Origin of the sequence: Pseudomonas sp. IT-P2, from assembly GCF_949767575.1 — a bacterium.
GTDB lineage: Bacteria > Pseudomonadota > Gammaproteobacteria > Pseudomonadales > Pseudomonadaceae > Aquipseudomonas > Aquipseudomonas pharyngis.
Map to the genome: position 1 here is coordinate 989,314 of NZ_CATKQA010000011.1, position 21,762 is coordinate 1,011,075.

The 21,762-nt window shown below is 64.2% G+C and carries 8 protein-coding genes; all 8 read right to left on the minus strand.

Annotated features, from left to right (window positions below; translation table 11 throughout):
- Positions 1 to 5: 5 nt before the first annotated feature.
- Positions 6 to 12,518 carry a filamentous haemagglutinin family protein gene (locus tag ACM6JM_RS11150; protein ID WP_414881864.1) on the minus strand — a complete coding sequence of 4,171 codons (12,513 nt, stop codon included), beginning with the start codon at positions 12,516 to 12,518 and terminating at the stop codon, positions 6 to 8.
- A 190-nt stretch (positions 12,519 to 12,708) separates the two neighbouring features.
- A complete protein-coding gene (locus ACM6JM_RS11155; protein ID WP_039768903.1) occupies positions 12,709 to 13,818 on the minus strand; it encodes a substrate-binding domain-containing protein in 1,110 nt (369 codons plus the stop codon).
- Positions 13,819 to 14,166: 348 nt separating this feature from the next.
- Complete coding sequence (gene gspF / locus ACM6JM_RS11160; RefSeq protein WP_085654186.1) at positions 14,167 to 15,378, minus strand: type II secretion system inner membrane protein GspF; 1,212 nt, start codon at positions 15,376 to 15,378, stop codon at positions 14,167 to 14,169.
- Positions 15,378 to 16,784 carry a type II secretion system ATPase GspE gene (gene gspE / locus ACM6JM_RS11165; RefSeq protein ID WP_011334556.1) on the minus strand — a complete coding sequence of 469 codons (1,407 nt, stop codon included), beginning with the start codon at positions 16,782 to 16,784 and terminating at the stop codon, positions 15,378 to 15,380. Before gspE ends, gspF begins: the two co-directional genes overlap by 1 nt.
- On the minus strand, positions 16,781 to 19,132 hold the full coding sequence (gene gspD / locus ACM6JM_RS11170) for a type II secretion system secretin GspD (protein WP_414881865.1): 2,352 nt from the start codon (positions 19,130 to 19,132) through the stop codon (positions 16,781 to 16,783). The genes gspE and gspD overlap by 4 nt, the downstream gene beginning before the upstream one ends.
- Entirely contained in the window at positions 19,129 to 19,674 is a 546-nt protein-coding gene (gene gspM, locus ACM6JM_RS11175; RefSeq protein ID WP_414881866.1) for a type II secretion system protein GspM, read from the minus strand. The genes gspD and gspM overlap by 4 nt, the downstream gene beginning before the upstream one ends.
- Positions 19,667 to 20,812 carry a type II secretion system protein GspL gene (gspL, locus tag ACM6JM_RS11180; RefSeq protein ID WP_414881867.1) on the minus strand — a complete coding sequence of 382 codons (1,146 nt, stop codon included), beginning with the start codon at positions 20,810 to 20,812 and terminating at the stop codon, positions 19,667 to 19,669. The genes gspM and gspL overlap by 8 nt, the downstream gene beginning before the upstream one ends.
- Positions 20,809 to 21,762 (minus strand): type II secretion system minor pseudopilin GspK, encoded by a 954-nt coding sequence (gspK, locus tag ACM6JM_RS11185; protein ID WP_414881868.1) that lies wholly within the window; start codon positions 21,760 to 21,762, stop codon positions 20,809 to 20,811. Before gspK ends, gspL begins: the two co-directional genes overlap by 4 nt.

A 21,762-nucleotide genomic window follows, 5' to 3' on the forward strand; every position in this document is an offset into this window, starting at 1 on the left:
GTCCTTTACAACGTCAGCTGTCCCCGCTCCTCTTCGGTCAGCTGCTGTTTCGCCTGTTCATCCAGCGCCCCGGCGCCCAGCACCTGCACCGGGCTGTTGGGGTTGTAACCCGGTGTCGGCGCACGGCTGGCACCATCGCGGGTCGGGGCCAGTTGTTCGTTGCCGAAGCTGAGCACCTGCACGGTGAACACCGAGGCCTGATTCTGGCGCGAGGCGGCTTGTTGTTGACGGGCGACGTCTTCCGCCGCCTGGGTGGCCGACGAAGCAGCGGAACTGGCCGAAGTGATTGCGCCGGTGTTGACCGCCGACACCACCGGCACGCCGGTCGCCTTGCCCTGCACTGAAATGTTGGCGGCGTTGACCACCGTCAGCGCGGCGATGTTGACGTTGCCCGAGACGCGAATCCCCGCCTCGCCCGCATCGATCGTGCCCAGCGGCGCGATCAGGTCGATGTCCCCCGGCGCCACTTCGGCAATCGGGTTGAGTGTGGCGATACCGGCGCCGGTGCTCGGCACCGATGGCGACAGGGTCACGTTGCCCCAGGTGTCGTACACACGTTTCGGCGGGGTGTAGACCACGGTGGTTTTCGAGCCGCGACCGGCGTTGATGTCGCCCTCGGCAGACCAGCCAAGGATCGAGCCGCCAAACGTGGTCATGATCCGGCTCTGCCCCAGCAAAATACTGCCTTGGGAATAAAGCTGAATGTTGCCCGAACCCTGGGTGATGATCCCTGCCGTGGACGGCGGCGCGGCACCCTCGATGCCGAACACCTGACCACCGCCCGGCGTGAGCATCTGGATATCGCCACCGAACAATGTCTTGACCCCGGCACCACCGTAGAGGGTGATGTCGCCGTCGTAACGGATCGGATTGCCGGCCACATCAGTGGTCGGGAACAGCGAAGCAATAGCGTTGCGACCACGCAGGTAACTGCCTTTGCGCGGGCCGTCGACATCGTTGTATTCAAGACCACCGGCTCGCAGTTCGGCGAAGTACACCTGCCGGGCGAAGATCGCCTGCTCGGTACTCGGCAGTGCGGCGAAGAACGCTTGCGCCTGCTCTGCGTTGCCACTGAAGCCGTAGCCGAGGGTCAGCCAGCTCTGCAGCTCGTCGAGGTAGGTCTTGACCACTTTGCCCGGTTGCCCGTTGAGGGATGCGTTCGGGTCCGCGAGGTACTGCGGGTTCAGGTACCGGGCGATGAACCGCGAATAATCCGGCCCCTGCGCGCCCACACCGGCCTGCAACACCACACTGGCGCCCGACCGCTGATCACCGGCCACCAATGAGCCAAGGCTGGTGATGCTGGCGCGGTCTTCCATCAGGATATTGCGCCCGGCATTGATATCCAGGACGCCGGGGCCCGCGATGTCGAAGCTGCTGTAGAGGATGTCCCGCCCTGCCGATACCCGCGACACGTCCCTTGGGTCGTCATGCACGAACAGGTTGCCGGTCGAGGTGATGCTTTCTGTCGGTGTTATGCCCATCTCGGCACCAGGCACGGTCGTTGGGCTGCCCAGGAAAGTACCGGACGCCACGATATCGCGCCCGGCCAGCATCCAGACAGGGCCTGCGGCTTCGTACCAGGTACGTTTCGACAGGCTGAACGTCAGCGTTTCACCGCTGCGAACGCCCACCAGATCGCCGGTCAAGGCGTAGAACCGCGCCGGTGTCTGGACGTCGCTCAAGCCCGAGTAGCTGTTGGCGCCGAAAGCGAATAACGGATAGCGCAGATTCTTGTCCGGCAAAACCCCGTCGCTGTTGCGATTGCTCATGATCGGCGTGGCCGACGTGTTGTTGCCGTACCCGTTGAAGGCCGGCGCGAACGGTGTGGCGATGGACAGCGGACTTGCGCCCGACTGATTGATCGCATAGCCACCCGCGTAAATCGAGTCCTGCGCCAGCAACTCCAGTTGCCCGGTGCTGGAGGGTGCCAGCAGCAGCGAATACCCGGTTGCCGGCACCGTTCCACTGCCCTGGCTGTAGACCGCTGAAGGCCCGGCATAAATCGAACCTTGCGCCGCCACCGCCCGCAGGATCGACGGGTACACGAAGCGTCCGTCGGTAGGCGACGTATTGCGGCCGGTGACAGGGCCCTGACCGGTGACTTCACCCAGTTGGGTGCTCGGTGTCAGGTTGCCTCCCGCCGAAAACAGGTCGATGGCGGTGTGATCGGTCCACAACGAGAAGCCCGTCAAGCCGCCCCCCTCATGGACGACACCGTCGTCCGTGGTGAACGGCGTGGAGTTCTGCAGCCGCACCCGACCCGGGTCCGCCGCCCCGCCCAACACCAGATCGCCGCGCGTGCTGAGGCTCATCCCCGAATCCCCCGGAATCAGCACCAGCCCACCGGAGGCGCTGCCCATCGTGGACGTGAACGGGTCGAACGGGCGCACTTCACGAGGATCCTGGGTCGAGGCTGCGGCGCCATATTGCAGATTGATCCCGCCCAGCGCGCCGCCGGCCAGTCGCGCGGCACCGCGCAGGTTGATCAATGCACCTTGCAGGTCGTGTTGTGCGACACCGATGCCGTTCTCTCCGGCCCGGGCCTGCAATGACGGGTTCACCGATCCGCCAATGCGGATGTCCATGTCGCCGCCACCGGTCAATTGCAGGCTGCGATCGCTGCCCACGCGCCCGGTGCTGCCGACCGCCACGACCAGCCCCTGCCCGCGTGGATAAAGGTTGGTCTTGTTAGCGTCGCCCATCGCCTTGAGCATGCCGGCATCGCCCCCGGCGCGCAGGCTGATATTGCCGCCGCCCAAGGTGCCGAAACCGGTGAAACCGACCAGGTACGGGCCGGTATCAACACTCTGATCCGGCAACGGTTGCGTCGCATAGCTGCCGAAGTTGATCCACCACGCGGTCGGCACATCACTGTTGCCGGTGCCCTGACGCCAGAGCCAGTTGCCCACGGCCACACTCGGAACCTGCTCACGGGTGTCCATGTTTTGCGACAAGCCGCGACGCCCCAGTACATCGCCCGATATCGAGCCGCCGGCATTGATGGTCAGGTTGCCGCCCATTTGCGGGTACCAGGCCTGATACAGGCTGTCACTGCCACTGACCCATTTTTCGTAGTCGCCGCCGGCACTGCCCAGCACCGAGCCGTTGTCCGACAGTTTTCCGCGAGGCTGATTGAAGCGCGGGTCGATGTCTTGCGACTGAGTGCCGGCGGTATACACGCCGTACGGCGAATCCATGCTCAGATCGCCGGCGGCGAGCACGTCCAGATCGCCGGTGCCGGTCCGCAGCACGCTGAACATCTGTGTGTGGGTCTTTACGGTGGTACCCGGTTTGTTCTCCACGCACAGTTCCGGGAATGCACCACACCAGGCGAGTACATCATCGTCGGTCATCGGCGAGCCAGGCGGCATGCCCATCCAGTTGTCCGGCGCCCAGACCCAGCGCGGGGCCGGCACACAGGAGTTCGGCGCCCAGTCGCACCACATCATTTGATCCTCGGGGACGGGGTCGCCCGGCGTGAAGCCGCCCAGGTTGCCCTCGCCCCAGACCAGGGTCGGTGGTTTTTCTGTCACGGTCAGACCGTAATGGGTGTCGGCCAGGCGCAGATGGCCATCGCTGGACACCGGCTTGATCGCCCGGCTGTCCGCGGCGCTCAGATCGGCCCCCGCCACCACGCGCATCGACCACGACGCGCTGTCGGCCGGCAACATGCTGGCGACCGCCCAATTGCGCCCCTGGGTCGTGCCGGTCAATGGCCGCAATTCGATGAACGCCGTACCGTCCGCCAGTACGACATTGGTCATCGACGGAATCAGCGAGCCGCGCAACAGGGCCAATGAACCGCTCAGGCGCACACCCTTGATCCCGTTGTCGCCGGCCTCGACGCTGCCCGGCAGCGGCACGCCTTTGGGCCAGCGCAGGGCTTGCAACGCTGTTGCGTCATTCAAGCGGATACCCGCTCCCAACCGGCTGCCCGCGGGCAAAGTCACGCTGTCGATGAGCAGCGTGCCGGCGGCATACAGCACGTTGCCCGAAGCATCGCGAACCGAGCCGGCAAGCACCGTGCCGGCGCCGAAGGTGTAAGGCGCCGCCAGCGTCGCCTCGGTCGGCAACAGTGTGCCGCTGGCCAGCGTCGTCGCTTGCAACGGGAGGTCGTAGTTCAACGTGGCGCCGACCGGGAACACCGTACCGTCCGCGAGCGTAACGCCCGCCCCCGGCACGATCAGATCGCCGCCGAACGGCTGAATCCCCGGCAGCAATTTCCAGCCGGCATCGTCCACGGTCTCCGGCGGCGGTGCGAAACCGTCGTTGAGGCTGCCGTGGATATCGAGGTTACCGCCCGCACGGATCACCAGGCTACCCGCCTCGCCCGAGCCGTATACCGAAGTCTTCTGCGTGTGCGGATTCAGGCTGGCGTAGCGGTAACCGGACAGGTCCACATCACCCTGCACCACCAGATCACCGTCGGCGGTTTTACTGGCGATCTCGACCCCAGGCCGTAGATGGAAGGCGTCGGCATAAGTGGCGTTGTTCAGGCCGGCCAGTTTGTTGTTCAGCAAGTTGCCGTTGGCCAGCGCCGCGTTGATGAACGCCGTGCTGTCGCCGTGGATGCGATCGAGGTACGCCTGATCGATTACCTGATATGGGCGTCCACTGGCCGCCGGGTCCGTGCCGTCGCTGGCATCGGTATAGCGGCGCGTGGCGTTGAGGCCAATCGAGCGGGCTCCCTGAATACTCAGCGCACCGCCGGCATCGATGGCAATGTCACCCGTCCCCAGACGCGGCGCGTTCAGCTCCAGCGTACCGCGCAGCAATCCGTCGGACTGCCCCGGCAGAGTACCGAGAACGGCCTCGGTGCCATGGCGCAAATCGATGCGCGCACCGGCGCCGAGGGTCAGCACGCCTTGTCCGGAGTTGAGTTCGACCATCGCCCGGTTCGGTGCGTCGATGATCTTGCCGTAGCTGTCGACCCGCAGCACACGACCATGGGCGTCAAGCACCGCATTGCCTGCCAGGGTCAGGCCGTTTTGCGCCGACAGGCGAATACTGCCGACCCGCTCGCCGCTGGCATCGATCAGACCCGCCACCGTCAGCCTGCCGTTGTCCACCGACACATTGACCTCACCCGCCTTGAGCCCGTCGCCGATCAGCAGATCGCCTTGCTTGAGCTGCAAGCTGCGGCTGCCGAAAACCTGCCCCGCATTCAAGCGCTGATTGAGAGCCGCGAATTGCTGGCTCGCATCGCCATTCAGGTGCTGCGCGCGGATATCCACGCCACCGGCCTTGTAAGGCACCAGCGTGCCGCCGGCATCGTAATAGCCGCTGCTCGCACCGAGGATATCGCCTTGCAGATCGACCATGCCGGCATCGGCGGCCAGGGCCACGGCACTCAGGTTACCGGCCTGATTGTTCTGCGCCGACAGATCGATTCGCGAACCCGCCGCCTGACGAATGTTGCCGTCGCGGCTGTACAGCGCCACATCGCCGCCCCAGCTGTACTTGTTCACATCGTTGAACGGCAAGGTGCGACCCGCCATGTCCAGATACGCGCCACTGGCGAGGGTCAGATCGTCCTCGGACTTGACCACCAGTTTGCCGCTGGCCAGGGCGATGCGACTGTCCAGCAGGACATTGCGCGCATCGAGGGTCAATTCGGCTCCCAGCGCATTGGCGACAGCCGCTGTACCGGCACCCGTCAGGGTCAGATTGTTTCCGGCCTTGAGCAGGTTGACCGAGCCCGACTCCCCCGTCAGCAACGGCGTACGCAGCGTGAGATTGCCGCCGCTGTAGACATAACCGTTGACCGGATCAAAAACACCCTGCGTCTGGTACACCGCCAGGCTGCCCTTGTGGTTGGCGGTGATGCGATCACTGGCAGAGAGGTTGACGTCTGCAAAACCCAATACCAGACGTTTGTTCTGGTCCAGACCGCTGGCCTGCGGATTGGGGCCGTAGCCGAACTCGATCCGTTGCGCCTGAATATCGAACGTGCCCTGGCCAGTGCCGGCGCCGCCCGTGATCACCGACCCCGGATCCTGAGTCGCACCGTTCCAGATCAGATTGGCGGTGCGAATGGACGCCACGTCGCCGCTTTCGCCCAGGCCGTAAATGGCCGGAGTGCTGAGTATCAGGTTTTGCAGTTTGCTGATGCCCGTCTGCGGGTCCAGCGTATCGAGGCTGACACTGCCGTAAAAATTGAACGCATCGCGGCTGGTCAGGCTCAGGGTTTCCAGCGCCGGTGCGCCGAACTGTGTATCGCCCCGCAACAGGCGGTTCAAGACATTCTGGTTCAGCGTCAGACCGGTCGGCACCCGGTTGCCGGCGGCGCTCAAGGCCTCGGCACTGCCGGCATTGACCGAGCCCACGGCCAGCGTCAGATGACGGGTGCCGAAGCGTACCGCTTCGTCGAGTTCGAATTGCTTGTCAGTGGCGGCGGTTATGCTGCCGTTGGAATAGAGCAGCGTCGGGTTGTTGCACGTTGTCGTCGGGCAACTGCCAATGAGAATGTTACCCGCGCCGGATGTCCTGACCGACACTTCTGGCGCCAGCACATTGGTCCAGCCGTTCGACACCACCAGCAACCCCGCCGCACCCGGTTTGTAGATGAAGCCGGTGCTGGAATCATAAGGTGCATTGCCACGCCCCAACGTGTTGATGCCCGAGCCGGCTTCGAGGCTGATGCCGCCATCGGTCCGGGTGGTGCGCAGCAGCACTTCGGGTGCCGACAACACGGCACCTTCACGCAGGGTAATCGTTGAGGTATCGCCGCTGAACGCGATGATGTTGCCCGACGTGTTGTAATCGATCGTCGGTTGCGCGCCGAGGGTCAAGCGGCCGGCATTGAGCGCGTTGAGGCTGCCGGCATACAGCGACACACCTGCAAAACCTTCAGTGCTCGAATGTCCCGCGCCGAGAATTTCGAAGTTGGGCGCGCCGTGCAACACGGCCGTCCCGACGACGCCTCCCGTGGCGGGCTGGAACAGCGCCTGACCGTTGAAATCCAGCGCGTTACCCGGTGCGGCGCCCTGGGACAGATTCAGTCTCAGGGATTTGCCGTCCATGGGCGCCAATGCCCGTGGCACGCCCCGGCGCGTCGCATCGCTCTGGATGAACTGACTGAAAGAGGTCTCGTTGTACTGCGAGTAACGGCGCAGCACGGCGGCGGATGTCAGGATAACCTGGCTCGCCAGGCTGTCACGCAGGCCGGTATTGGCAATCGACATCCGCCCCGAACCCGTCCACGAACCATTGCGCAGCGGCAGTGCAGCGTTGGTTGCACCCGCTGCCGCCTGGCCATTGACCTCGACCCGGAAGGCACCCGGCAACAGCGCAAAGGTCGAGGGCAGCAACGTATAGGTGCCCGCCGCCAGCCCCGGCACGCCCGCCCCGAGGGTGATCTGCTGGCCGATGCGCGGATCGACCGCCCCCGCCTCGGCGAGCATCGGCGCATAAGCACTCTGATTCCCCGGCACGATGGCATACACCGGGTTGCTGGCCAGGCCCGGCAGGCTGAAGGTGCCATCACTGGCATTGCGCACCAGCGGGTTGTAGCGGGCATCGGTGGAACCGCCACGCCCGGATACGAAACCGGCACCGCGCAAATCACCGCCACCCGACAGGTCGATCAACGCACCGCCTTGCACATCGACGTACTTCGAGGTGAGCGTCACGCCAGCGGTTTCGGCGGTGATCCCTCGAAGCAGCACGGACTTGCCGTTGTAGCGATAGTCGATGCCGTCGGTGGTACCGCCATAAGGCATGACCAGCCCGGCGGCGCTGGCCGAAGTGATGCTGCCTGGCAACAGCTGCAATGTCTGGGTGTTGAGGACCAGGTTGTCACCCAGATTGATCATGCCCAGCGGCGCACGGATCACCCCGCCCTGCTCGATATGGGCAGCGGCCAGCGTCAGGTTGCCGAAGACCGAGTAAGGCAACGCGGCAGGCGCGGCCCCGGAACTGCTGATTCGCAGTGTCCGCTCAGGATTGGCGTCACGCTGGACACTCTGATAACCCACCCGCACCTCGGCGGTGACATCACTGGCGGGGTAGATCTGCGCGGCACGCAGGTTCAGGTCGCCCGGCGTCCAGAGTTCGGTTTTCTCGACGTTGCCGGTGGGCGCCAGAAAGCGCAGATCGCCTCGGCTGTCGAGCGTGACCTGTTCAAAACCCCGCCGCCCGACTTCCAGCGCCGGGCCGCCGAGCTGCACGATTGCCCCGGCCGTGCCGAACGACAGACTGTTGCCCAGATCCAGCAGATCTGCCGTGGCGGTGAAGTGTGCCGGCGCCACTTCGGTGGTCGGATTGTTCATCACCCGTGGCCGGATATCCCCGGGAGCCTCGGAATACTTGCCCGTACCCGACAGACGCACGTAAGGCGCAGACAGATTGATCCGTGCATTGCTTTGCGAACTGTCGGCCAGCGACAAGGCCCCGGCATACAGGCTCAGGCTTTGATTCATGTGCAGATCGACGTTGCCGTCGAACGACAGCAGACCGTTGCTCAGCACGCTCAGGTTGTCGAACCCGCCGGACATCAACTGATCGGCGCCCAGACGGGCACGTCCGTATTGCAACGCAGGGGCGGCTTCACCCGCTTGCAGACTGCCCGGCAACAGCGACGGGCCGGCGTCCTGGCCGATGACGATTTCGCGCGGCACGCGAACAGCGTTGCTCGCATCGCTGCGCAGATAACTCGGCGTCTCCAGGGCAATGTCCAATCGCCCACCCGCCGCCCCGGCACCACCGGCCGCCGCACGCAGGCCGCCTTCGATGAACAGGCCGTTGTAGGAACTCAGCGAAATTCGTCCACCATCCGTGGCAACCAGCGTCGGTCCCTGCCCGGCGATATCCAACATCGCCTGTGCGCCGGAAGCCTCCAGTCGCGCACCGCTTCGCACAATCACATAAGCATCGGCCGACGTGGCCGTGGCTTTCTTCGCATCGGTTTCACCACCGATGATGATCGAGCCGCCCTTGCCGACCTGGCCATACACCCTTCCCAGCGCATCGATGCCGGTGGCCACGCGACCGGCCACATCCAGCACCGCGTGCTCGCCGATCCAGATGGAACGGTTGTGGATTTGCTTGTCCGCCGTCTGCGAGGAATCGGCGACATTGATCGAACCGAACTGCTGCTGGCGGATATCGATTGTGCCGCCCCAGGCATTCAACTGGCCATCGACCGTGAGCTGACCGGCGCTGCGCAGATTGATGCGCTGCCCCGGATCGACACTGATCCGCGAGCCCTGGCCAAGAGTCAGGGAGTTGCGGGTCGGATCGACCAGAGCTATCTCGCTGGAACCGGCCTGCAAAGCCAGGCTGGCGCCGACACGCTGGGTCAGTTGCGCCTTGAGCGGGTTTTCCTGATAAAGCGTCGGCGTCCACAACTCCAGCGCCTGCCCTGGCGCGATGCCACTGACCTGATTCGCGGCCGTGTCACCAAAACGGTAGACCGGCATCAACACTTCAACGCGGGTGTTGTCCGCCACGTCGAGGCGATTGAGGCCGATAAGGCTGTAGTCAGAGAAGCCTTTGTCGAACAGATCCGGTTGCAGATGCAATGTGTTGTTGACGAGGGGTTTATCGGACTGGCCGATGAGGATGTCGCCCGCCTGTATCAGCAGTCGGCCACCGCCGGAAACACCGTAACCGCGCAGTTGGCCGTCCAGGGTCAGGTGGCTGTCACCCGGCGCGGACAAGGCGCTGGACTCCAGCGTCACATCACCACCCTTGCCACCGCGAGTCTTGCCGTTGGCCAGAATCGCTCCGCCGGAAGACACGTCCAGCAGACTGCCCGCACCGATTTCGATGTCGCCGCTACTGCGTATCGACACCACGCCACCGTCCAGATACGCCAGGCTCGCGGCATCATCCGGGTTGGTGCGCAGGTTGCTCCACAGACCGCGCGTGTCCAGTTGTGCCCCTTCAGCCACGCTCACGCGGGTGGCCTTGCCGGTCGGTGCGACGAGCCGGGTGTCGGTGAGGCGATCGGTGTTGAGCTGATTGAGCACATTGCCCAGATGCAGGCTGCCGCCACGCGCGGTCAGGTTTGCGCTGACCTGCACGTCCGGCCCGTAAAGGGTGATGTCGCCGCCATTGTCGACGGTGACGGCACCTTGCACGTCGATCCGTTCTTTGGCCGCCACTTTCAGTGCGCCCAGTTGCCAGTCGCTGAGTTGCCCGGCATCGAGAAACAGCTTGCCGTCGCGCGCATCGGATACGGCGCCGGTCAGATCCCGATCATTGCCTTCAGCCGGCCGCTCGCCGCCGATCTGCACCTGATCGAACAACGGATTGAGCCCATAGAGCAAACCACCGGACGCCGCCACGTACGCCGGGTCGTAACTGCCGACAATCAACTGCCCGCGCCGCGCCAGCGCCGTCTGACTCTGTGCATAGCCATCGAGTACCGCACGCGGTGCCTGGGTCTGGCGTTCGCCCTGATAAACCTCGCCAAGCATTTGTCCTTCGAGCACAGCGTTGCGGGTGCCGATCACCAGTTGCCCGGCATCGCGACCCACGGTGTAACCCGATTCCCGACGACTGGACGGCGCAATCAACGGGTTGTAGTAATAACTCGTCTGGCCCCAGCGCTCACTGCTGTCTTCATAGCCCTTGTACAGTCCGGTGTAGAGCAGATCCCCAGGCGCTTTGGAGACTTCATACAGGCGCCCGTCGGCCCCACGCAGCCAGCTCTGGCGAATCTCGCCGCTTTGTACATCCAGCGTGCCGCCGGACAGATTGATCAGCGAGCCCTTCTCGGTCACCACGTCATTGCCGGCGAAACTCACCATGCCGCCCTGAGCCATCCACTCGCCGATGCTGTGGCCCTGGGTGCCGAGATAGCCGCCGACCTCCAGCAGACCGCCCGCCGTGTACCAGCGATCCGTGGCGTAACCGTTGGTGCCGGCCGGCACGTAGACCAGTTCGCGCACATCGACCCAGATGTCATTGCTGTTGAGCGCACCTTTATCGCGATTGACCGAAGCATCGCGCTGCTCGTTGCCCTGGACGTTGATCTTGATGCTGTTGGATTCCATCGCGACTTTCACGCCGATGGCACCGGAGACATCGATCAATGCGCCGTCTCGCACCAGACTGCGACGCTGCGCCGCCACTGCAACCTGGCCGCCCGTGGCCAGGGTGATCGAACCGTTCTGGAACTCGACGCTGCCACCGCTCTGGATATCAATGCGCGACTGATCGCTGCGAATCCGGTTGTTCGGTGTAACGCCGGTCAGCGCCGCCTGATGCTGACTGTCGAGGGCCGTCAGGTCACTGCTGTCAAGCAGGATCGCCGTCGCGCTGCCCTGCCCCAGCGTCACGCTGCCCTGAGCGTCGGTCGCCGGGTTGAGCAAATGGATCGTGCCGCGAGTGGCGACCGAGGTGCTGGCCAGCAACACGCCGTTTTGTACGACCTCGTGGCCGGTCAGGGTGATGTCGCCGGTCGCGGCCTGAATCAGGCCGTTGTTGCTGACCTTGCCGGCAGCACTGCCGGTCTTGAAGCCCGGCGTGACTTCGTTGCCGAACGTCGTGGAGAAGGCGTTGCCTTCAGTGCCCGAGCCTTTGCGAATGTAAAAGCGATCGCCTGCACCGAGCACGGTCTGGCCCTTGGCGGTGTTGATACTGCCGTCGTTCTGCACTTCGCTGCCGAGCAGCAAGGCATAGCCGCCGGCATCGGTGGATTTGGCCGGCCGCGCCGTTTCGATGGACGCACCGCGCTCCACCAGCACTTTGCCGGCCGCCTCGGTGAACGTCGGCTGACTGCCGGTGCTGTCGAAATACAGGCCGCGATCGCGGAACTGAATATCAGTAATGTTGGCTGCCGCCGCGACCAGGTTGCGCACGTTGACCTGGCTGGTGCCGCTGAAGACGATGCCGTTGCGGTTGATCAGCATCACCGTGCCGTTGCCCTTGATCTGGCCCTGAATCTGGCTGGCCCGCGCATTCGGATCGTTGACCCGGTTGAGCACCGCCCAGTTCGACTGTTGGGCGAAGTCGACCGTGGTGTTGCGTCCGACGTTGAAGGTCTCCCAGTTGAGGATCGCCTTGTCGGCGGTCTGCTCGATCTTCACCGTGGTCTTGCCGTCGGCCTGAGTCTGCTGCGGGCCTTTGGCGTTCTGCCAACCCTGCGTGAGGCTGTTGTCGACCTTCATGCCGCCCTCGCCCAGACCGTCAGGCACAAACTGCACCGTGCCCAGTGCCGCCGCACGACCGGCCGCCTGCGCTGCCTGTTGGGCGGCAATAGCGGCCACCGTGTTGTTCAGCGTTTGAATCGAACGCTGCAACTGCTGGTTGGCCTTTTGCTGCTGCGCCAGCGGCGGCGTCATCCCCGGCAATCCGCCGACGCTCGGGCGCGCTGCGGCGGCCTGTTGCGCCGCGCCCTTGGCGGCAAACCATCCCGAGCTGAAGGTGGTCGCCGCCTCGGCACTGCCCGCCACCAGGCACAAGGCAATCGCCTGCGCCAGGGGCTTGAGCAACCACAGCGCCGGATCGGCGACCATGCGCTGCTGAGGCTGAACACGGGTACTGCGACGGGATGGGCGAGCGAGCATCACTACGAGATCCTTTTTGTTTGCCACACGAGGCCGCAGGTCGGCTTGCCCCTGCTGTTACGACATAGGCGGTTGGCGGGGGCCGCGACTGAACAGATGTCACACAAACTTCATGAATGAGGAGTAGATCGGCCAAAAAAAATGGCAGCAGCCCGAAGGCTGCTGCCATTTCATTGCCGTGAAACGAGGCTTACAAAGGACGACCGACAGCGTTGCAGACGCTGGCGTTGTTGATGTCCAGGTTGTTGCCCGAGGTGTTGGTGACGAAGTTGGCAGTCACAGCCGCTTTCCAGTTGGTTGGAACCGGAGTGAAGCTGTGAGCGATGGTGGCAGCGTTGTTGCCCGGGTTGCTGTAGTGAGTGGTCAGGAAGGCTTTGACATCAGCGGCCACGGCTGCGTCCTTGTAGCACTGGCCGAAGATGAAGTTGGTGTAAGCCACGATCGGGTAACCGCTGGCTGGGTTAGGAACGACCGGTACCCACTGCGAAGGGTTCGAAGGGGTGGTTGGCAGAGCAGCCGAACCCAGTGCCAGCGAAACGTTGGCGGTGGTTGGCTGTACGCCGTTGACGCGAGCAACCACTGCGTTGCTGGCGGCGTTCACACCGTCCGGACCGACGTAACCGATGGAGCCGTCAACAGCGTTGACCTGAGTGGCCACGTCAGCAGTACCGGCAACGCCTACCCAGTTCGAAGGCAGGGTCGAACCGGCTGGCAGACGAGCGCTGGTGAATGTGGAGTTGGTGGCGAACTTGGTCGGGCAGATCGAGTTCAGGTGACGAGTCAGGATTTCCGAAGTGCCGCTGGAAACGTTGCGATAAACAACGCGGATCGGCGTGGTGTCGGAAGTGCCCAGCAGCTCGCCCCAGGTGGCTTTGGCGCCGGAGAAGGCATCGCACAGCTGAGCGCTGGTCAGGTTCAGAGCGGTCTGACCGGATTTTTTGTAAGGGATGGCAACCGAAGTGGCCACCGAAGGCAGCTGGATCAGCGGGCCGTACGAAGCGCCGAAGTTGGCGTTGTAGGTGCTGATTTCCGAAGCGCTGAGGATCGAGTCGCTACCGGCGAAGTGAACCGAACCGGTGGTGCTGAACAGTGCCGAGTTGTTGGTCAGGAAAGCGGTCTTGCCGGTGCCGCTACCGGTACCCACGTAGCTGAAGTTGGTTGGCAGGATGCTGTTGCTAGAGCCTTTGTACAGAGCGGCAGGCAGAGTCGCGCCACCACCGGTAACGTTGGCGGCCATGGCCTGGGCGGAAGCCAGGGCAGCGACGGTCAGGGAAGCTGCGATCAGAGTGCGCTTGAACATGAAGAATCTCCTTTTCAACGTTGGTTGTGAACACAGGTTTTCAGGGGTCTTGCATGACACTGGGAAGACTCACCGCCGACCTTCGCAAGCGGGGTCCGGGGTTAAGTCGCACTGAGAAATTCGCAGTTTCCGGTGACAGATAAAGGAAAAAACCTCGGGAGGTGCGAGGTGGTTTGCGAGGGATTTTCTCGGGTGTTCCGGGGGTTGTTCGGAGTGTCTGCGGCAAGCTTTTCGAGGGAATCGGCCACAGCCCTTGAAGGGCCGTTGCAGATGACAGAAAGGAGAACCCGAGGATGCTGTTTTTGGCGCTCGGGTGAGATCAGACGCCGGTAAAAAAAGTTGAAAAAACTACTGCACCAACTGATTGATCTCAATGATCGGCAACAACACCGCCATCACGATCACCAACACCACCCCGCCCATCACCACGATCATCAGCGGCTCAAGCAACGCGGTCATACCCATCGCTCGGCGCTCGATATCGCGGGACAAGGTTTGTGCAGCACGTTCGAGCATCGGCGGCAACGCACCGGTTTTCTCGCCGCTGGCGATCAGGTGAATCAGCACAGGCGGGAACACGTTCTCCACTTTCAGCGCTGCCGCCAGGTTGACGCCCTCCCGGACCTTGGCGGTGGCCTCATTGACGCTCAGGCTCAGACGATCATTCGACAAGGTCTGCCGTGCCGCCTCCAACGCGCGCAACAAAGGCACCCCGGCGCCGCCGAGAATCGCCAGCGTGGAGGCGAACCGGGCGGTGTTCAGCCCCAGCACAAAGCGCCCGATCAGCGGCAGCTTCAGCACCCGATGATGCCAACTCAAACGCGCCGCGGGGTTGCGCAAATACAGACGCCAGCTCCAGAACGCACCCGCCATGACGCCTGCGCACAACCAGCCCCACGCCCGGATGAAATCACTGGCATTGAGCATCGCCAAAGTCAGCCCCGGCAGATCCTGCCGCGCCTGGGAAAACGCGCTGACCACCTGCGGTACCACGTAGCTGAGCAGGAAAATCACGATGCCGATCGACACCAGCCCGACCACACCCGGATAGATGAACGCGGTGAGAATCTTGCCGCGCAGGTTGTTGCGTTCCTCGATGTAATCCGCCAGCCGCTCCATCACCTGCGCCAGATCACCGGACTCCTCGCCCGCCGCAATCAGCGCCCGGTAAATCTCCGGAAAATCCCGTGGCCGCGCCGCCAGCGCTTCGGCCAGGCGCATGCCGCTGCGCACATCGGCGCGTACGGCGCTGAGGGTGTGGGCGATGTGCTTTTTCTCGGCCTGCTCGACCGTGGCGCTCAACGCAGCTTCAAGCGGCAGGCTGGCGCCGAGCAGACTCGACAGTTGCCGCGTGGCCCACGCCAGATCGTTATCCGAGAGCCTGGCGCTGAACAATCCACCGCCGCCGTGCTGTGAGACGTTGCTCTCCTTCTCCACCGACAACGCCGTCAGGCCACGACCGCGCAACACGCCAAACGCCGCGCCCTGACTCTCCGCCTCCAGATGCCCGGATTCGATCTTGCCGCTGGCATCGGCGGCTTCAAAACGATAGCGATTCATCAGGCGTCCCGTGTCACACGAAGGATTTCTTCCGGCGCCGTGGCACCGCTGCGAATCCAGCGCTCGCCGTCCTCGCGCAGGCTGAACATCCCGGCCTTGCTCGCGGCCGCACGCAACGCCTGCTCCCCTGCCCCTTGGTGAATCAGGGTGCGGATGTCGTCGTCGATGCAGAACAATTCGTGAATGCCGGTTCGGCCGCTATAACCGGTGTGATTGCACGCCGCACAGCCCACGGGGCGCCAGGTGCCGGGCGTGGCCGGGTCTTCCTGTTTGCACTGATTGCACAGGCGCCGCACCAACCGCTGGGCCAACACGCCGAGCATCGACGAGGCCAGCAGAAACGGTTCGACGCCCATGTCGATCAAGCGGTTGACCGCCGACACCGCGTCGTTGGTGTGCAGGGTCGCGAGCACCAGGTGACCGGTCAGCGAAGCCTGCACCGCAATCTGCGCGGTTTCGAGGTCGCGGATCTCGCCGATCATGATGATGTCCGGGTCCTGCCGCAGAATCGCCCGCAATGCCAATGCAAAAGTCATGTCGATCTTCGCGTTGACCTGAATCTGGCTGATGCCCGGCAGGTCGTATTCCACCGGGTCTTCCACGGTGAGGATGTTGCTGGTGCTCGCATCAAGCCGTGCCAGCGCCGCATAAAGACTGGTGGTTTTGCCGCTACCGGTCGGGCCGGTAACCAGCACGATGCCGTGGGGCTGGCGGATCAGGTGATCGAGTTTGGCCAGCACCTGCGCATCCATGCCCAAGGTTTCCAGATGCAGGCGCCCGGCCTGCTTGTCCAGCAGACGCATCACCACTCGCTCGCCATGACCGGTGGGCACGGTGGAGACGCGAATATCAATCGGCCGCCCCGCTACGCGCAACGCAATGCGGCCGTCCTGCGGCAGGCGTTTTTCAGCGATATCGAGCTGCGCCATGATCTTGATCCGCGACACCAGCGCACCGTGCAACGCCTTGCGCGGCGACACCACGTCGCGCAGCGTGCCGTCGACCCGGTAGCGCACCACCGAATGGGTTTCGAACGGTTCGATGTGAATGTCACTGGCCTCATCCCGCGCCGCCTGCGTGAGCAAGGCGTTGATCATGCGGATCACCGGCGCGCCGTCCTGGGTGTCGAGCAGGTCGGTGATTTCCGGCATGTCCTGCATCAGGCGGTCGAGGTCGACTTCGTTTTCCGCCGCACCGACCACCGCCGCCGCACTGCCGGTGTCGGCATAGGCCGTGGCGAGCAAGCCGTCGAGTTCGTCGTCGCGCACCCGCTCCAGCCTGGCCGCGCCGAACTGCCGGCGCACTTCGCTGATCGACCAACCTGGCGTCGACGGGCACACCGTCAGCACGCCGTCACGCAGCAGAATCCGCTGCGCCTTGGCCCAGGCGTAAGGCAATGCGCTCATTGCAGCGGCACCGCTTTGATCGTCGCGCGCGGGCCGGACACCGGTGCCGGTACGCCTTGGGCGGTGGCCGGCAATTGCGGCGCCTGCATGTCCGGCATCGCCCAGCTGCGCTCCGGTTGCAGACCGCCTTGGGCGCGGCGCATGAAGTCGTAGCGGTTCAGCGTGATGCTGCGCCCCGCCGCGCTGTCGCGGATGATGTACGGGCGCAGGAACACCATCAAATTGGTCTTGGTGATCGAGCGGCGTTCGTTGCGAAACAGCGCGCCCAACCCCGGAATGTTCGACAACCATGGCACCGCGTCATTGCTCTGGCTGTAGCCGTCCTGCAGCAGACCGCCAAGCACCATGATCTGCCCGTCATCGAGCAGGATGCTGGTGTCGAGCGCGCGTTTGCTGGTGACGATCCCCGCCGAGTTGGCCGCCGCCGAGGCGCGCTCGTCGATGCTGCTGACTTCCTGATAGATGTCGAGCTTGACCGTGCCGCCCTCGGAAATCTGCGGCCGCACGTTGAGCTTCAAACCGACCTCTTCACGGGTCACGGTCTGGAACGGGTTGTTGCTGGTGCCCCCGCCGCCGGTGACGTAGCTGCCGCTGACAAACGGGATAGTCTGGCCGACGAAAATGCTCGCCGCTTCGTTGTCCAGGGTCAGCAGGTTCGGCGTCGACAACACATTGGTGCCGCCCTTGCTCTTCAGCGCCCGGGCCAGCACTTTCAGGTCGAGGATCTTGCCGATGCCGGGAATATCGACGGTGCCGTTGACGTAGCCGAGGTTCAGGCCTTGCGGCAGCACATCGAGGCTGGTCTTGCCGTTGACGTTGATCCCCGAACCGCCAAGGTTGGCGCCGCCGATCACGCCTTTGCCGCCGAGGTTGCCGGTCTGCCATTGCACGCCGAATTCGCTGGCATCGTCCTCGCCGACTTCGACGATCAGGCTTTCGATCACCACTTGCGCACGGCGCTGGTCGAGCAGATCGATGACTTCGCGCAGGTTGCGGTACAGCGGTTCCGGCGCGGAAATCAGCAAGGTGTTGGTGGTCGCATCCGCCTGAATGGTCACACCGCCAGCGCTGAAGGCAACGTTCTGTTCGCTGCTTTGCGCATTGCCGCTGCCGCTGGTGGCGCTGCTGCCCTGAGCGTAACTGCCGCCGGTGCTGCCGCTGTTGGTGGTCGACGTGCTGCCGTTGGTTTGCGTACCGCTCTGGCCGTTCTGCCCACCACCCGAGTTGGTGGAGCTGCCCATGGTGCTGAGCACCGAACGCGCATTGTCGCTGGTGCCGCTGTCGCTCTCGCCGGTCAACAAACCGCGCAAGGCCTGGGCCAGTTTGCCGGCCTGGGCGTTGCGCAGATAAACCACATGCAGATTGCTCGGATTGCTCTGGGCGTTGTCGAGTTTGTAGATCAGGTTGCGCGCCAGCTCCGTGCGCTCGGGGCTGCCGGCGCGGATGATGATGGTGTTGGAACGCGGGTCGCCGATCACCGCGATTTTCTGCGTTGGATCGTTGCCCGGTGCGTCGAGCAGGTCGGCGACCATTGGCGCGATGTCGGCGGCGATGCCGTTCTGGATCTGCACCACGTCGGTGTCGATGGCGCTCGGCGTGTCGATGCCCTGAATCAGTTGTGCGACCCGCGTGAGGTTCTCGGCGTAGTCGGTGACGACGATGGTGTTGTTGCCAGGATAGGCGTTGATCGGGTTGTTCGGCGACACGATCGGGCGCAGCACCGGGATCAGGTTCACCGCGTTCTCGTATTGCAGGCGGAACGTGCGAGTGAGCATGCCGTTGCCGGCCGGTTTGTCGGCGCTGTAAATCGGTCCGCCGAGCAACTTGGCGTCGGCCTCCGGCACCACCTGCGCCACGCCGCCGACGTCCACCACGCTGAAACCCTGCATGCGCAGCGCCGCCAACAACATGTCGTAAGCCTGATGCGCCGGCACCTGACCTTCGGAGACCAGCGTCAGGTTGCCCTTGACCCGTGGATCCACCAGAAACTGCTGGCCGGTGGAACGCGACAACGCCCGCACCACCGCTTGAATATCCGCGTCGACAAAATTCAGCGTCACCGGTTGATCGCCCAGCGGATTGGCCGGCAACGTCGTGCCCCGCGCCGAACCGCCGCTGCGGGCGCGTTCGGTGATGTTGTGCAATTGCTTCGGCGCCGGTTTGACCTGAGCCTGCGCCCGCTCGCGGTCGAGCACCGCGTCGCCACTGCGCTGGGTGTTGGCCAGCGGCCGGCCGAGTTCGCTGTCCACCAGCAGCGGCGGTTGATTCGGTGGTGTGGTGTTGCTGCACGCGCTCAATGCCATCAGCAGCATCGGCAACGCCATGCGTTTGGATCCTGACCCCTTCATGAAGCTTCCTTAGCGCCCAGCGCCTGATCCATGCGTACGGTGCCCGACAGAGTGCCGGCCGTGTCATCGGTCGCCGCGTCGTCTGCGCGTTGCAGACGGGCCTCGACCACTTGCAGTGAAAAATTCCGGGGTTGGCTCAGCAGCCAGTCGAGCACGGCGTCGGCCGGTGCCGCGTCAAAGGTCAACTGCCAGCCGGCGGACGCGGCCGCCAATTGGTAATGGCCGCCCAGTCCGCAGGCTTGCAAGGTCTGTTGCAGCGACTGCTCAAGGTTCTGCCCGTCCGGGCGCACGCTGACGTCGCGCAACAGCACTTCCAGCGCTTCGGCCTGGGCGCGCAATTTCGGGGTTTCGACTTGCGAGGCGGCGATCTTCTTCAACGGCGGCTGAACCAACGCCACCCACACAAACAGCCCCAGCAACAGCGCCGCCATGCCACCCACCATGCGTTTTTCCCGCAGCGCCAAGGGCTGCCAACGGGCCTGCAACTGAGCATTGAAGCGCTGCCAACCGGCGCGGTATTTCGCAAGCGATGGGCTATTCATCTTCGGCTCCGCTGCTATCGTCGTTGTCGGTGGCAGCGGTCGCCTCGCCGGCCGGGCGCAGGACCCAGCCGTCGTCATTCGGGCTGATGCTGATGCCGGCCTGGGCCAGCGTGCCTTGCCAATCCTTGTCGTTGCCCGAACGCCGGGCCTCGGGCAGCAGACTCAGTTGCAACGCGCCGTCGACGAACTCCAGACGCTGCACCGTGCCCGCCATGGACGGCATGCCACTGCCGGCCTGCGACACCAGCCGCGTGAAATCCTGCCCCGGCGCATCCGTCGCACCTTGCTGGCGAGCGGCGATTTGCTGACGGGCCTGTTGCAGTGGATTGAGGATCACCGGCAACTCGGGAAACGCCTGCTTTACCCGCTGGGCCATCTGCGCCTTGAGCTGCTGGCCCTGCCCGGCCTCGCGCGCGGCGTACAGGTTCAAACCGATCACCCACACCGCCAGCGCCAGCGCACAGCAACCGAGCGCCCTGCCCCAACCTCGATGTTCGGTGCCCGGTTGCTGGAGGCCACCGTGCAGGCCCCAGTTCGGCAACGGGCCGGAGCAACGTTGCGTGTCGGCCAATGTCGATTGCACCGCTTCAGGCGCGCCGTCACCGATCCAGTGCGCCGGCAGACCGGTTTCCAGCAGCCACGCTTCGTCGATCATCGGCTGCACCTGCGCCGCATTCGGGCCGTGGCGCAGCAACAGATGCTCGTCGTGCAGACAGCCGACGCCGCCGGCCATCACCGGCAAACTGTAGGCCGCCGGGTACAGACCTTTGAGGTTCAAACCGAATTGCCCGAGGTGCTGCAAATCCTTGCGTGCTACCCAGGCAATCTGCACCTGGCCGCTTTCATTACGAGCGCTGTGAGCGATGTGCATCTCGGCGCTGTCGCCGAGCATCAAGGCCTGCGCCGCACATTGCACCGCCGCAGCGGTTTTGTTTGCCGGTAGCGGCGGAAGATCGATGCTCGCCAACAGGCTGTCCGACGGGTGCAGAAAACACACCAGCGGTTGCTTCGGCAGTGCGCCGAGCCGCACGCGCTCCTGCCGTGTGACCTGCCCCTGACGATCCAGCCACACACAATCCACTTCACTGTCGAGACTCAGCTCCGCCAGCGGCGGCAAACTCACGCGCAACTGGCTCATACGCCCACCCGCGACCAGATCACTTGCGGCAAACGATCCTGACTGCGATGCAGCAACGCATCGAGGCTGACCCGCCGCTGATCACGCCGCGCCTGCCCGCGCAGCCGAAACCAGTCGCTGGTGATGCCGACCTTGACGCTGGTGATCTCCAATTGCGGCAGTCGCAGGCGATTGACGAAATCCCCACGATTGATGAACCAACGCCCGGCGTCACGCTCATTGATCAACGCCTGCGCCCGCTCCAGCGACAGCCCCGGCACATAAGCCGCCAACACCGGCGCCGTGGCCGTGTTGCCGTTGACCCAGGTGGTCGCCGGAATCACCGTCAGGTACGGCGCCATTTTCGCCAACAGCGCATCGTTGACCCCGTCGACACTGCGCAAATCATCAAGCGTGCGCAGCATCGGCAAGGTCGGCGATTGCGGTTTGCGCGACGCGGACGGCGACGTGGCGCGCCCGCTGTCGAAGGTGTTTTTCGCCACAGGCTTGTCCACCACTTGGGCATTCAACAGGTGCGGATACGAGCCGATCACCCGCTGACTGATGCGCCGGCTCAAGCCGCTGCTGACACCGATCAACTCGCACAAACGCTCGAACGCCTGCACCTGGGCGTCATCGATCCGCTCGTTGGCCACCAGATTGCGCAGGTTGAACTTGCCCTGCTCGTCCTCCAGCCGCCCTTCGAAACCCTCGGTGTTCAACCGCTGCGCCCAGGGTTGATCGAGTCGGGTCAACGGATCGCGCTGCCGTGCGTCCCACAACAATTGCCGGCTAATCTCCAACCCGCCGTGCAACAGCCAACGGCCCTGCACGCGCAGTTGTTCGGCTTCCAGCGCCCGGGTCGAAACGCTCTGGCGGGTCAGCATGCCGGCAGCGATCACCGCGACCACCGCCGCAATCAGCAGCGCACTGATGATCGCCATCCCCTGCTGGTTCGATTGGCTGTTCAT